Below are 13,926 nucleotides of genomic sequence, written 5' to 3'. Positions count from 1 at the left end.
TCTACGGCCGAGGCGCGCGAGCGGCCAAAAAACGGTGGAGGGCCTCGACGGCGGCGGCCCCGACCGCACCGACCGCGAGCGACTCCCAGACGAGCGGCGCCGGGGCGTCGAAGGTGAAGAACTCGCGGGCGGCCGGGAGGAGGAAGGCAAGCGTGGCCGCGGTGACCATCGTCGCGAGGAGGATCCCCTTCCAGAACCGGAAGGGCCGGGAGAGCACGGCGAGGATCCAGAAGAAGACGACGAGGAGCGTGATGGTCGCGCCGGTGCCGGGCTGCCAGCAGGCGACGTCGGTGGGGGAGGTGCCGGACTCGATCCCGCACCGGCTGACGAGCTCGTCCTTGGGGACGCCGTAGTGGCTGCCCGCGAGCAGGTAGGACACGATGACCGCGAGCCCGGCAATGGCGCCCGCAGGAACGGCGAACGAGAGGATCCGGTCGAGGAACCCGGGCACGTAGCGGCGGTGGTTCGGCCCGAGGGCGAGGAAGAACGCCGGGATGCCGATGGTCAGGGTGGACACGAGGGTGAGGTGGCGCGGCAGGAACGGGAAGGGCACGGCGAAGAGGGCGGCGAAGAGGATCGCGACGAGGCTCATCGCGTTCTTGGCGACGAAGAGGTTGGCGACCCGCTCGACGTTGCCGATGACGCGACGGCCCTCGGCGAGGACGTCCGGCAGGTGCGAGAACCTGCCGTCGAGCAGGACGAGCTCGGCGACGGCCTTCGTCGCCTGGGCCCCGTTGCCCATCGCGACGCCGATGTCGGCGTCCTTGAGGGCGAGCGCGTCGTTGACCCCGTCGCCCGTCATCGCGACGACGTGGCCGCCGGCCTGGAGGGCGTGGACGAAGGCGCGCTTCTGCTCCGGCGTCACCCGCCCGAAGACGGTCGTCCGTTCGACGGCGTCGCGGAGGGACTCCGGGTCCTCGGGAAGCGTGCGTGCATCGACCGGCTCACCGACGTCGAGCCCGACCGCTCTCGCGACCGCCCCGACGGTGACGGGGTTGTCGCCCGAGATCACCTTGATGTCGACGTCCTGGGCGGCGAAGAAGGCGAGGGTCTCCCGCGCGTCGGGACGGATCTGCTCGGTCAGGGTCACCAGCCCGGCCGGCACGAGGCCCGCGGGCGGCGACGGCATCCCTGCCACGTCGCGCCCTGCCTCGCCGCGCCCTGCCACGTCGCGCCCTGCCGTGTCCCCCTCGGCCCCGTTCCCCGCCGCGGGGGAGCCGGCCTGGGCGGACCCGGCCTCGCCTCCGGACACCGGGGCAGCCGGCAGCCCGTCGCTCCGGCCGACCAGGAGCACGCGGCGGCCCGACGCGGCGAGCTCGGCCACGTGCGCCCGCAGCGGGTCGTCCGCTGGCAGGAGCACCTCCGGGGCGCCGAGCACCCAGCCCCCCTGCCCGTCGAAGCTCGCGGCGCTCCACTTGCGGGCGGAGCTGAAGGGGACCGTTCCCGTGCGCGTCCAGCCGGGTGAGGGCACCGCCGCCCCGACTGCCGCGAGCGTGCCGTTGGCGTTGGGGTCGTCGGCGAGCGCGCCGAGGCCGCGCCGGACCTCGTCGGCGTCGTGCCCGGGCAGCGCCTCGAGACCCTCGTAGGCGATCTCGCCCGCGGTCAGCGTCCCCGTCTTGTCGAGGCAGACGACGTCGACGCGCGCGAGGCCCTCGACGGCGGGCAGCTGCTGGACGAGCACCTGCCTGCGCGTCAGCTGGACCGCCGACATGAGGAACGCGACCGACGTCAGCAGGACGAGCCCCTCGGGCACGAGCCCGACGATGCCGGCGGCCGAGCGGATCGTGACGGCCTGCCACCCTTGGTCGCCGACCGAGCGCCACTGCGACCAGATCGTGAGGGGCAGGGCGACGACGATGACCCAGGTGATGTACTTCAGCAGGGTGTTGATCGACTCCTGGATCTCCGAGCGGGTCCGTGTGAACCTCCTCGCGTCGGCTGCGATCCGGTTGACGTAGGCGTCGGCCCCGACCGCGCTCGCGTGGTACCGGCCCGACCCCGCGACGACGCTCGTTCCCGAGCGGATCTCGTCGCCGGGCGCGTGGGCGACCGGATCGGACTCGCCCGTCAGGTTGGCCTCGTTGAGCTCGAGCCCGGCCGAGCTGAGCAGCCGGCCGTCGGCGGGGACCTCGTCGCCGGTCCGCAGCTCGATGAGGTCGCCGAGGACGACGTCGGCGGTCGGCACGACGCGCACCTCGCCGTCGCGCACGACGCGGGTCGTCGGTGCGTTGAGCAGGGCGAGCCGGTCGAGCTTCCGTTTGGCGAGGTACTCCTGGGCGATGCCGATCGTCGAGTTGACGACGAGGATCAGGCCGAAGAGCCCGTCGAAGTAGGACCCGGTGACCATGACGAGGGCGAAGAGGGCGCCGAGGATCGCGTTGAACCGCGTCAGGACGTTGGCGCGGAAGATCTCCCCGAGCGACCGCGACGTGCGCTCGGCGAGGCGGTTGACCTGCCCGCGCTCGACGCGCTCGGCCACCTGGGCCGTCGTCAGCCCGGTCTCCTCGACCCGTGGCCCTGCCTCGCCGGTCCCAACCGCGTCCGTGGTCACCCGCCCATTCTCCCGGCAGGGGCCTCCCGCGCGCTGGACGTCGGCGTCCCGGCCGTCCCAGCGCGAGCGTCAGGGCACGTATGCCGTTGGGCCGGCTCAGCGGCATACGACCGGGTGGGCGGTGGGCGGGGTATGTTACCGATGGGTATGGACGGTGTACAGAGGGACGGCCCGATCATGGGACCATTGACCGCGTGACTGAGTCGATCCAACGAGCCCGAGCAACCACCGCGTCCTACTCGATCACGATGCGCATCCACGCGGGCACCGACCCCGCCGTCATCGGTGCGCTCGCGGTCAAGGTGGCCGACGGCGGGGGGATCACGACCGCGCTCGACATCGTCGACTCGCACCCCGACCGTCTCGTCATCGACCTGACCTGCTCGGCGTCCGACGCCGACCACGCCAACGAGATCGTCGACGCCGTCGAGTCGCTCGACGGCGTCCGCGTCCACAAGGTCAGCGACCGCGTCTTCCTGCTCCACCTCGGCGGCAAGATCAGCGTCGAGTCCAAGGTGCCGCTCAAGACGCGCCAGGACCTCGCCATGGCCTACACGCCCGGGGTCGGCCGCGTCAGCCAGGCGCTCGCTGACCACCCGGAGGACGTCAGCCGCCTCACGATCAAGGGCAACTCCGTCGCCGTCGTCACCGACGGCACCGCCGTCCTCGGCCTCGGCAACATCGGCCCCCAGGCGGCCCTGCCCGTCATGGAGGGCAAGGCCGCCCTCTTCAAGCGGTTCGCCGACATCGACGCGTGGCCGATCTGCCTCGACACGACGGACATCGACGAGATCGTCCGGACCGTCGAGCTCATCGCCCCCGGCTTCGGCGGCATCAACCTCGAGGACATCTCGGCGCCCCGCTGCTTCGAGATCGAGGCCCGGCTGCGCGAGCGGCTCTCGATCCCCGTCTTCCACGACGACCAGCACGGCACCGCGATCGTCGTGCTCGCCGCGCTCAAGAACGCGCTGCGCTGCGTCGACAAGAAGCTGACCGAGGCCTCGATCATCGTGTCCGGCGGCGGCGCGGCCGGCTCGGCCATCGTCCAGCTGCTCCTCGCGGCCGGCGCGGTCGACGTCACCGTCTACGACCGGCCCGGCCTGCTCAACAAGGACGACGAGACGCTCACGCCGGCCTGGCGTGCCCTCGCCGAGAAGACCAACCCGCGCGGCCTGACCGGCACGCTGCGTGACGGACTCCAGGGCGCCGACGTCTTCATCGGCGTCAGCGCCCCCAACATCCTCAAGCCCGAGTGGATCGAGGAGATGGCGCCCGAGCGGATCGTCTTCGCGCTCGCCAACCCCGACCCCGAGGTCGACATCTACGAGGCGACGCAGCACGCGACGGTCATCGCCTCGGGCCGCAGCGACTACCCGAACCAGATCAACAACGTCCTCGCCTTCCCGGGCGTCTTCCGTGGGCTGCTCGACGCCCGGGCGACCGACGTGACGACGGAGATGCTCATCAAGGCCGCCGACGCGATCGCCTCGGTCGTCACCGACGAGCAGCTCAACCCCAACTACATCATCCCGAGCGTCTTCCACCCCGACATGAGCAAGACCGTCGCCAGGGCGATCGTCGACTGCGTGCCCAAGGCACCCGCGCCCTCGATCCCGATGACCGGCGCCGGCTCCTGAGGTTCGGGTGCGTCCGGCAGCAGCCGGGCGCACCGCACAGGGGTGGCGGCCGACCTCCATCCCGCACGCCCGCACGGACTCACACCTTCGCCGACCGATACGCACCCCGCGCCGAACGAACACCAGCACCCGTACGAAACCGAATGGTCACCGCATGACGCCTCCGCCGACCCCCATGTCCGTCCCGGCCCAGCGGTACCCGCTCGACGGGCGACGAGCGTGGGCCGTCTGGGGCGCGGCGATCTCGGTCTACGTCCTCGCGGTCTTCCACCGGACCTCGCTCGGCGTGGCCGGCCTCCAGGCGACGGAGCGGTTCGGGATCAGCAGCTCCCAGCTGTCGACCTTCACGATCGTCCAGGTCTTCGTCTACGCGGCGATGCAGCTGCCGGTCGGGGCGCTCCTCGACAGGTTCGGGTCCAGGCGGCTCCTCGGCGTCGGCCTGACCCTCATGACCGCGGCCCAGCTCGCGTTCGCCTTCGTCGACACGCTGCCCGCCGCCCTGGCCTGCCGGGTCCTGCTCGGGATGGGCGACGCCATGGTCTTCATCTCGGTCCTGCGGCTCGCGGCCCTGTGGTTCTCGCCGCGGCGCACCCCGATGGTGACGCAGACGACCGGGCTGCTCGGGTCGCTCGGCGCGATCGCCGCCGCCGGGCCGCTCGCGGCCGCGCTCGCGCACTTCGGGTGGACACCCTCGTATGCCGTAGCGGCCTCCTTCGGGATCGTGTCCGGCGTCGCGCTCGTCGTCCTCGTCAAGGACAGCCCGTATGCGGACCACCACCGCGACGAGCTGCGGCTCCGGGCGCTGGCGCGGACCCTCAAGGCCGCGTGGCTCGTCCCCGGCACGCGCCTCGGCCTCTGGTCGCACTTCACGTCGCAGTTCGCGGCCAACATGTTCACGATGCTCTGGGGGTTCCCCTTCCTCGTTGCGGGACAGGGACTCTCGCCCTTCGCGGCGAGCGTCCTGCTCATGACGATGACGGGGACCTCGATCCTCGCGAGCCCGGTCATCGGCAGCCTGACGATGCGGTTCCCGTTCTCGAGGAGCACGCTCGTGCTCTGGATCGTCGCAGCCGCCGTCACGGCGTGGACCGTCGTGCTGCTCTGGCCCGGGCGGGCCCCGCTGTGGCTGCTCGCCGGCCTCGTCGTCGTCATCGCGATCGGCGGCCCCGGGTCGATGATCGGCTTCGACCTCGCCCGGACCTTCAACCCGCCGACCCGCCTCGGCAGTGCATCCGGGATCGTCAACACGGGCGGCTTCATGGCGACGCTCACCGCCGTGGCGCTCGTCGGGGTCGTGCTCGACCGGGTCGCCCCCGGCGGACCGTCCACCTGGGACGTCGACGCGTTCCGGGTGGCGATGACCGTGCAGTACCCCGTCTGGGCGCTCGGCATCGCCCAGGTCCTGCGCTACCGGCGCAAGGCGCGTCGGGCGGCCCTCGCGTCCGACCCCGAGGCGTATGCGGCCATGCAGGCCGGCCACTCCGTGACCTTCCACTGAGCACGCCCGGGGCCGAGCGGCTGACGCGGACTGAGCCCAGCGGCATACGGCCGGCTCTCCCACCGCTCCTGCCACGTGAACGCGGCGTTCGGTGTCGAACTCAGCGGTACACCACTGAGTTCGACACCGAACACCGCGTTCACGTGGCTGGGGTTGGGCCTGGGGGTTGGGGTTGGGGGGTCGGGGTGGGGAGGGTGTCAGGCGTCGCCGACGGTGACGGCCTCGGCCTCGATCCGGGAGCCGACCGGCTCGGCGCCGTGTCCCGGCTGCGCGTCGAGCGCGCCGATGAGGTCGCGTGCCGTGAGCAGCACGAGGACGCCGAGCACGACGGCACCGGCGCCCACCCAGAAGGGCAGGTGGATGGACTTCTCGCCGAGGCGCCCGGCGAGCCACGGGGCGATCGCTCCGCCGCTGAACCGGACGAAGCTGTATGCCGCCGAGGCCACCCCACGCTCGACGGGGGAGATCTTCATGACCGTCTCGGTGATGAGGGTGTTGTTCACGCCGAGGAACGCACCGGCGAGGATGACCCCGAGGATAAGGACGGTCTTGTTCTCCGTGCCGATCGCCATGGCGGCGAGGATGGCCGCGAAGCCGAGCAGCGCGCCGACGATGCCGGGCAGGGTGCCGAACCGGCGCTGGATCGCCGGGGCGACGAAGACCGACGTGGTCGCGAGGAGCAGGCCCCACCCGAAGAAGATGAGGCCGATCTGCTGCGCCCCGAGGTCGAGTGGGAACGGGGTGAAGGCGAGCAGCGTGAAGAACCCGAAGTTGTAGAGCAGCGCCGTGATCCCGACCGTGAGCAGGCCGCGGTGGCGCAGGGCCCGCAGCGGCGCCATGATCGACGTCGGTCGTGCCGCGGGGGGCGTCGCCGGGAGCGTCGTCGCCGTCGCGATGAAGGCGATGGCCATGAGGACCGCGACACCGTAGAACGGCCAGCGCCACGAGATCCCGCCGAGCCAGCCGCCGAGGAGCGGGCCGGTCGCGATGCCGACGCCGAGCGCGGCCTCGTAGAGGATGATCGCCTGCCCGACCGAGCCGGCCGCGGCGTTGACGATCGTCGCGAGCGCCGTCGCGATGAAGAGCGCGTTGCCGAGACCCCAGAGGGCGCGGAAGGCGACGATGCCGCCGACGGTGTCCTGGCTGCCGGCACAGGCCGCGCCGATGATGATCAGGGCGAGGCCGAGGAGCAGGGTGCGCTTGGCGCCGACTCGGCTGCTGACCCAGCCGGTCCCGAGCATCGCGATGCCCATGACGGCCATGTAGCTGGTGAAGAGGAGCGAGACCTGCGAGGGTCCGGCGCCGAGCTCGTCGGCGATCGGCTTGAGGATGGGGTCGACGAGGCCGATGCCCATGAAGGAGATCACGCAGGCGAAGGCGACCGACCAGACGGTCTTGGGTTGGCGCCACATGGTGTGGTCATCCGTCCTTTCGGGTGGGGTGGGGGGTCGGGGTGTCCGCCGCGGCGGCGAGGAGCTCGTTCATGACGTCGATGGCCACCTGGACCCGCTCCAGCGCGGGCCCGTCGAGCTGGTCGAGGGCGGGGGACAGGACGGCCAGCCGGGCCCGGCGCACGTCCTCGAGCGCGGCCCGCCCCTCGTCGCTGAGGGAGACCACCGTCGCGCGGGCATCGCACGGGTCGGCGGCGCGGTGCACCCAACCGGCGGCCTCGAGGCGCTGCAGCTGGGTCGTGGTCGTCGGCTGGCTGCTGTGATCGGCGGCCGCGAGGGCGCTGATGCGCGAAGGCCCCAGCTCGTCGAGGAGGGCGAGGAGGCGGGCCTGCGCGAACGGCACGTCGAACGACGCGTGCCGGCTGGCCCATCGCGACAGTCGCGCGGCCGAGCGGAGCAGCTCGTTGCCCAGGGTGGTCGGTGCGGTCACCCGCCCCAAATTACATAGGTAACCTATATATGTCTAGTGACCGGCGGCGCCGACCTCCCGGCAGCAGGCGAGGGAAACGGGTGGGACGGTCTCTCGCGCAGGGTCGCCCGGCGAGAATGCACCGAGAACCCGACCAGGAGGACGGCGCCCAGGGCCACGGCCAGGAGCAGGACGTCGAGGTCGGACCGGTCCCAGACCCAGTCGGACAGCTCGGTCGCCTGGGCTTCGGCGCGCGGGGGCTCGGTCCGGGCCAGCGAGGTCCGGGGGACTGTGGGAATCGTCGACCGTACGTCCCCCGGCTGACGAGAACGGATGGACGGTGCCGCGGTCCCTGCGGAGGGGCCGGCGTGCCGCGATCCGGCCACCGCGGGCAGTCCGGAGAAGGGGGTCGTCCCGTGAGCCTCGGTCTGGTAGCCGTCCCGTTCGTAGACGAGGGTCCACTCCACCGTCATGCGAGACGGGTGAGCTGTCGCCGGCACGGTGAGGGACAGCCACCACGCCGACCCGGTCCCGACGCACTGGAAGGCCGCGGCGCCTCCGAGCCGGGCACTGCACGTCGTGATCGTGGTCTTCGGGTCGAGCGCCGTGAACTCGGCCGAGACCGTGTCCCCAGGGCGCCCCGCCGCGGGGTCGAGGACCACCGAGAAGTCGGGCGGGGTGGCCGGCCGGATGGTGACTGCCCTGGTTCCCTGGGCGCGGTGCGTGGTGGCGTTGCGACCCGTCCCGAGCCGGTACCGAAGGCTCCAGGTGACCGTCGACGCGCCTGGTCCGGCGCGATGCGCGACCGTGAGGTGGGCCGACCAGTGCCCGTTCGAACCCACGCATTCGGTGGGCTGACCGCCGGTGAGCCACGCTCGACAGCTCGTGATGACGAGACCCTCGACCAGTGGGCTGACCGAGACGACGACGTCCTGCCCGGCCACGGCCGTCGTCGGGCCGACCGACACGTCGAAGAGCGACGCACCCCGCGCCGTGCCGGGTGCCGCGAGCAGGGCGGCCGTGACGAGGGTCGCTGCGGCCCGGCACGCCCGCCGGATCCACCTGGCGGTTCGGTTGCTGCGCTCGGACATCGTTCCCTCCCCGGACGGACAGTGGGGTCTTCTGTCGGAACGCGCCGAGGGCATGGGTGATACGCGGGACCGACCGTTCCCTCGGTGTCGGTCGGATGTTCGCGACGGGGCGGTGCCGTGCGCGCGTGTCAGCCGAGCTGGGGGAGCACGTCGCGGCCGATGGCGTCCGCCCGGCGCTTCAGGGTGGCCTCGTCCTTGCCGGGGCACACGACCTGGGCCGCCGAGAACGTCAGCTCAGTGGCATCGCGACCGATCGACCCGCACGCCGCGCGGACCCTGTCGTAGAGCCGGCCGGCGTCGGGAGCCGAGACGAACGGCGCGTTGAACTCGGCGGCATACCGGGCCGCGAGCGCGGGGGTGCGTCGCCGCCCGCCTCCGCCGATGATGATGGGCACGCCCCCCGGCTGGGCGGGCTTGGCCAGGGCGGGGGAGTCGACGACGGGGTAGTGCCGCCCCGCGTGGCTGAAGGTGAACCCGGCGACGTGGCCCACAGGCCGGTGATGACGGCGAGCTGCTCCTCGAGCCGGTCGAAGCGCTCTCCGAGCGGCGGGAAGGGATGCCGTAGGCCGTGTGCTCGGCCTCGAACCACCCGGCGCCAGCAGTGCCGTTCAGTCCGTGACGAGGCCGTCGACGACGACCTCGAGCATGGGCCGCACGTCGAGGTCGACCCGGCTCGAGTCGGTGACGCTCGCGATGCCGCCGATGATGCGCATGACGTTCTGTGCGTCGACTCCCGGCCGGAGCTCGCCCCGGGCCTCGAGGTGGTCGAGGACGCGGCGGTTGGCCTCGCCCATGATCTGGCACTTGCCGAAGATCGGCGAGGAGGGGTCGTCCATCGCGGCGCAGAGCTTGGCGGCGGCACCCCGGTGCAGGGTGATGTGCTCGACGAAGCTCTCGAACCACGTCATGAGGGTCGCCCGAGCCGGCAGGTCAGCCGTCACCGCGGCCTCGGCGTCGCGGACGACACGACCGGCCCAGTCCTTCATGAGCGCGTCGACGAGCGCCTCGCGGGTGGGGAAGTGGCGGTAGAGCGTGCCGGGTCCGACGCCGGCGCGCCGGGCGATCTCGTCGAGCGAGCAGTCGGTGCCGCGCTCGGCGAAGACGACTCGGGCCGTCGCCACGATCTTGTCGTAGTTGCGCCGCGCGTCGGCACGCATGGGCCGACCGGCCGGCACCTCAGGAGATTCCTGGGGCTCTGTGGCGGCCGGATTCGCTTGGGCAGCAACGGATTCCGGCGACGGATCGAGCGTCGCCCTGCCAGCGTCGGCAGGCGTCACGGGAAAACTCCTTGCTAAAACGGAGACAGTCTCCGTATTCTGGTCAGGCAGAACCGGAGTGGTTCTCCGCTAATCGTAGCGCCGACCGTCGTCACAGAGGAGTCCGGCACCCATGACCACCACGATCCGACCCACCCGACAGGCCGTCCGCGTCCACAGGTCGCACCTCGCGACGACGCACCGCGCGCCCCTCGTGCCCCGCCGCACGCAGGCCGACGGCAGCCCCTCGCCCGGCGCGCGTGCCCCCCGCGCGACCGCCTTCACCCCGATGGCCCGCGAGCCGCTCACCGACGAGACGCCGCGCCACCCGTCCCTCCACCACGAATCCTGAGGCACCCGATGTCGACCAGCACCACCCGTTCGCACACCACACCCGCAGCGACACCCGTAGCGACACCCGTAGCGACGACCCGGGAGCGTGACGCCCGCAAGGCGTCGATCGGCGTCGCCGTCGTGCTCGTCGCCCAGCTCATGCTCATGCTCGACGCCACCGTCGTGAACGTCGCGCTGCCCCACATCCAGTCCGACCTCGGCTTCAGCCCGGCCGGCCTGTCCTGGGTGCTCAACGCCTACACGCTCGCCTTCGGCGGTCTGCTCCTGTTCGGCGGCCGCCTCGGCGACGTCGTCGGACGCCTGCGCAGCTTCGAGGTCGGCCTCGGCATCTTCACCGTCGCCAGCCTGCTCGGTGGCCTGGCGACCTCGCCCGCCTGGCTCATCGCGGCCCGCACCCTGCAAGGCCTCGGCGCCGCGCTCGCTGCGCCGAACGTGCTCGCGCTCGTCACGACGAGTGCTCCTGACGAGGCCGCTCGCAACCGTCGTCTCGCGCTCTTCACCGCGGTGTCCTCGGCCGGTGCGTCCATCGGCCTGCTCCTCGGAGGGGTCCTCACCGCCTACGTCAGCTGGCACTGGACCCTCTTCGTCAACGTCCCGATCGGCGCGGTCGTGCTCGTCCTGGCCCGCCGGTTCGTCACCGAGACCCCGCGCGTGCGTGGCCGCTTCGACGTCCTCGGCGCCGTGACCGCGACGGGTGGCGCGGTCGCGATCGTCTACGGCTTCATCAGCGCCCCCGACCGCGGCTGGTCCTCACCGGTGACGCTGGCCTCCTTCGCCGTCGGTGCGGCCCTCATCGGGCTCTTCGTCCGCACCGAGAGCCGGGTGAGCGCGCCGCTGCTGCCGCTCGACCTCGTCCGCGACCGGACGCGGGCCGGCGCCCTCGTCCTGATGGCGCTCGTCATCGGGGCCCAGTTCTCGACGTTCTTCCTCGTCACGCAGTACCTCCAGCGTGTGCTCGGCTTCAGCCCCGTCGCGACCGGTGCCGCGTTCCTCCCGCTCAGCCTCGCGATCTTCGCGACCTCGCGGGTCAGCGCGCGCCTCGTCGGCAGGGTCGGGCCACGCCCGCTGCTCCTCCTCGGCACGCTCGGGCAGGCCGCGAGCTTCGTGTGGCTGAGCGGCATCTCGACGAGCAGCACGTATGCCGTCGACCTGCTGGGTGCCCTCGTGCTCAACGGCGTCTCGGCTGCGCTGGTCTTCATGCCGGTCACCGTCGTCGTGCTCGGCGGAGTCGACCGGTCCCAGGCCGGTGCCGTGTCGGGCCTGCTCCAGACCGCCCAGCAGCTCGGCGGTGCGATCGGCCTCGCCGCGATCGTCAGCGTCTACGCGTCGCAGGCGGTCCCGGGCCGGTTCGTCCCGGGCGTGGAGCCGGCGTTCTTCACCTCGGCAGCGTTCGCGCTCACGGCGTTCGCGGTCGCGGTCCTCGTCGTGCGAGGTCGTCCGTCGCCGCGGCTCGAGGCCGCTGCGGTGCCCGTGGTCGAGCCGGCCTGAGCCCCGACACGCCGCTGGGCGCGCTTTCCATGGAAGCGCGCCCAGCGGCATACCTGATCGGTGCTCGTCCACCGGGCCCTGTCAGGGCCCGTCAGCGCCGGTCGGGGAACCTCAGTGGTCCTGCGGGGAGGCCCAGCGGGCCGTCGAGAGGCCCTGCTCCTTGGCGCGCTCGAAGGCCTCGTTGATGACGCGCTCGGCGGCGGCCCGGTCGCCCCACTCGGAGGCGTCGACGTGCTTGCCGGGCTCGAGGTCCTTGTAGCGCTCGAAGAAGTGCTGGATCTCGCCACGGGTGAACTCGCTCACGTCGTGGATGTCCTTCACATCGGTCCATCGGGGGTCGACGGGCACGCAGAGCACCTTGTCGTCACCGCCCGCCTCGTCGGTCATGTGGAAGATGCCGACCGGTCGTGCCTCGACGACGACGCCGGGGAAGACGGGCTCGGGCAGCAGGACGAGGGCGTCGAGCGGGTCGCCGTCCTCACCGAGCGAGTCCTCGATGTAGCCGTAGTCCGCCGGGTAGGCCATCGGCGTGAAGAGGTAGCGGTCGAGCCGGACGCGACCGGTCGCGTGGTCGATCTCGTACTTGTTGCGCTGACCGCGCGGGATCTCGATGGTGACGTCGAACTCCACGTCCGCCCCTTCGTGTGGCCGCGCGGTCTGGGGCGCGCGCGGCTGCTGACAGAATCTTCCGCGACAGTCTGTCAGGACACGGCATCATTCGCGAAACAGCACGAGACGGGGCGCACCCGTGGGACGGGGGGTGACGGTGAGACGAGCCGTGGCCGGGATCGGCGTCGTCGGGGTGCTCCTCGCCGGGTACATCGGCCTCGACATCGCCGACGCCGCACCGGGACTGCTCACGACGAGCCCGCTGCCGCCGCCCCCGCCGACCGAGACACCCGGGACCCGCACGGTTCCCGTCGTGCCCCAGCCGACGATCTCGACCTCCGTGGCCCCACCGCTGCCCGGCCTCGCCGGCGACGGGGAGGCACCCTCCGCCAGGGGCGTCGAGGAGGCTCTCGGCACGATCCTCGACCTGCCGGCGCTCGCCGACTCCTCGTTCGTCGTGCGCGACGGCCAGTCCGGCGCGGTCCTGCTCGACCGCGACGGCGGTGACCTCCGCGTGCCCGCCTCGACGACGAAGCTGCTGAGCGCGGCAGCGATCGGGCGCGTCTTCAAGCCCGACGAGCGGCTGCGGACACGCGTCGTCTCCGGGGTCGACCCCGGTGACATCGTCCTCGTCGCCGGTGGCGACTCCCTGCTCGCCCCCGACAAGGGCGATCCGACCGCCGTCTCGGGCCGCGCCGGCCTCGGCGACCTCGCGGACCAGGTCGCCAAGGCCCTCAAGGAACGCGGCCGTCGCCGGGTCACCCTCTCCGTCGACACGACGTATGCCGCCGGGCCGGGTCTCGCCTCGACGTGGAGTCCCACGTTCCAGAAGCTGGGACTGACCGGAGTGGTGGCGATGCTCGGCCGGTCCGACCAGCGGGCCGCCCCCGGTCGGCCGAGCCCCACCGACCCCGTCGCGTCGACGCGTGACCTCTTCGCGAAGCGCCTCGAGGAGCGCGGCATCGCCGTGACGGTCTCGACGGCGGAGGCGGCGCCGTGGCCGGAGACCGACTCGAGCCTGGGGTCCGTCGAGTCCGCCCCGGTCCGTGACCAGCTCGCGCTCGCCATGACCGAGTCCGACAACGCCCTCGCCGAGATCCTGGCGCGGCAGGCCGCCTTCCGGGCCGGCAGCGGCACCGAGTTCGCGCAGGTCGGGGCCTGGGTCGTCGCGCAGGTGGCGGCGCTCGGCATCGACTCGCAGGGCGCCGAGCTCCTCGACGCCAGTGGCCTCTCCCGCGACAACCGGGTCACCGCGCGGCTGCTCGCCGACGTCCTCGTGCTCGGCTACGACGGGGCCCACCCGATCCTGCGCACCGCCCTCGACGGGCTGCCGATCGGCGGCCTCACCGGCACCCTCGCGGACCGGTTCGACACGCCCGGCACGCACGACGCGGCCGGCCGGGCCCGGGCCAAGACGGGCACCCTGACGGGTGCCAACGCGCTCGCCGGGAGCGTCGTCGACGACAACGGTCGCCTCATCGTCTACGCCGGGCTCGTCACCGGAGCGGGAACCATCGAGGCCCGCGCGGCGTTGGACCGTTTCGTGGCAGCGATCGCCTCCTGCGGCTGCCGCTGAGCCGCT

12 protein-coding genes are annotated in these 13,926 nt (G+C 72.3%); 5 read left to right on the top strand and 7 right to left on the bottom strand.

The features are described 5' to 3' along the window. Position 1: 1 nt before the first annotated feature. Positions 2 to 2,551, bottom strand: coding sequence for an HAD-IC family P-type ATPase (locus N865_RS00410; RefSeq protein WP_051509721.1), 2,550 nt, complete (start codon positions 2,549 to 2,551; stop codon positions 2 to 4). 194 nt (positions 2,552 to 2,745) lie between these two features. Between N865_RS00410 and N865_RS00405 the strand changes: the two genes are divergently transcribed. Then, a complete protein-coding gene (locus N865_RS00405; protein WP_211244820.1) occupies positions 2,746 to 4,188 on the top strand; it encodes an NAD-dependent malic enzyme in 1,443 nt (480 codons plus the stop codon). Positions 4,189 to 4,342: 154 nt separating this feature from the next. After that, positions 4,343 to 5,686 (top strand): MFS transporter, encoded by a 1,344-nt coding sequence (locus N865_RS00400; protein WP_245603611.1) that lies wholly within the window; start codon positions 4,343 to 4,345, stop codon positions 5,684 to 5,686. A gap of 197 nt (positions 5,687 to 5,883) precedes the next feature. Here the strand turns inward: N865_RS00400 and N865_RS00395 are convergent, their stop codons facing one another. The 5 genes from N865_RS00395 to N865_RS00375 all read right to left on the bottom strand — a co-directional run bounded on the left by N865_RS00395 (position 5,884) and on the right by N865_RS00375 (position 9,794). Beyond that, positions 5,884 to 7,098, bottom strand: a complete 1,215-nt coding sequence (locus N865_RS00395; RefSeq protein WP_034800318.1) for an MFS transporter — start codon at positions 7,096 to 7,098, stop codon at positions 5,884 to 5,886. Positions 7,099 to 7,105: 7 nt separating this feature from the next. After that, positions 7,106 to 7,567, bottom strand: coding sequence for a MarR family winged helix-turn-helix transcriptional regulator (locus N865_RS00390; protein ID WP_034800316.1), 462 nt, complete (start codon positions 7,565 to 7,567; stop codon positions 7,106 to 7,108). Positions 7,568 to 7,590: 23 nt separating this feature from the next. Next, on the bottom strand, positions 7,591 to 8,637 hold the full coding sequence (locus N865_RS00385) for a hypothetical protein (protein ID WP_034800314.1): 1,047 nt from the start codon (positions 8,635 to 8,637) through the stop codon (positions 7,591 to 7,593). Between the two features lie 128 nt (positions 8,638 to 8,765). Continuing rightward, positions 8,766 to 9,128, bottom strand: a complete 363-nt coding sequence (locus tag N865_RS00380) for an LLM class flavin-dependent oxidoreductase (protein WP_245603610.1) — start codon at positions 9,126 to 9,128, stop codon at positions 8,766 to 8,768. Positions 9,129 to 9,245: 117 nt separating this feature from the next. Beyond that, entirely contained in the window at positions 9,246 to 9,794 is a 549-nt protein-coding gene (locus N865_RS00375) for a TetR/AcrR family transcriptional regulator (RefSeq protein ID WP_034800311.1), read from the bottom strand. 232 nt (positions 9,795 to 10,026) lie between these two features. Here N865_RS00375 and N865_RS00370 point away from each other — a divergent pair, with 232 nt between their 5' ends. Beyond that, entirely contained in the window at positions 10,027 to 10,245 is a 219-nt protein-coding gene (locus N865_RS00370) for a hypothetical protein (protein WP_034800309.1), read from the top strand. Positions 10,246 to 10,253: 8 nt separating this feature from the next. Next, the gene (locus N865_RS00365) at positions 10,254 to 11,735 is read left to right on the top strand and encodes an MFS transporter (RefSeq protein WP_034800307.1); all 1,482 of its coding nucleotides are present in this window, start codon (positions 10,254 to 10,256) and stop codon (positions 11,733 to 11,735) included. 111 nt (positions 11,736 to 11,846) lie between these two features. Here the strand turns inward: N865_RS00365 and N865_RS00360 are convergent, their stop codons facing one another. Further along, positions 11,847 to 12,365 carry an inorganic diphosphatase gene (locus tag N865_RS00360; protein ID WP_034800305.1) on the bottom strand — a complete coding sequence of 173 codons (519 nt, stop codon included), beginning with the start codon at positions 12,363 to 12,365 and terminating at the stop codon, positions 11,847 to 11,849. Positions 12,366 to 12,501: 136 nt separating this feature from the next. Here N865_RS00360 and N865_RS00355 point away from each other — a divergent pair, with 136 nt between their 5' ends. Further along, positions 12,502 to 13,920, top strand: a complete 1,419-nt coding sequence (locus N865_RS00355; RefSeq protein WP_034800475.1) for a D-alanyl-D-alanine carboxypeptidase/D-alanyl-D-alanine-endopeptidase — start codon at positions 12,502 to 12,504, stop codon at positions 13,918 to 13,920. Positions 13,921 to 13,926: the final 6 nt, after the last annotated feature.

The organism is Intrasporangium oryzae NRRL B-24470, from assembly GCF_000576595.1.
GTDB lineage: Bacteria > Actinomycetota > Actinomycetes > Actinomycetales > Dermatophilaceae > Intrasporangium_C > Intrasporangium_C oryzae.
Note: the sequence above shows the minus strand (reverse complement) of the source record. Positions and strands in the feature narration are given on the sequence as shown.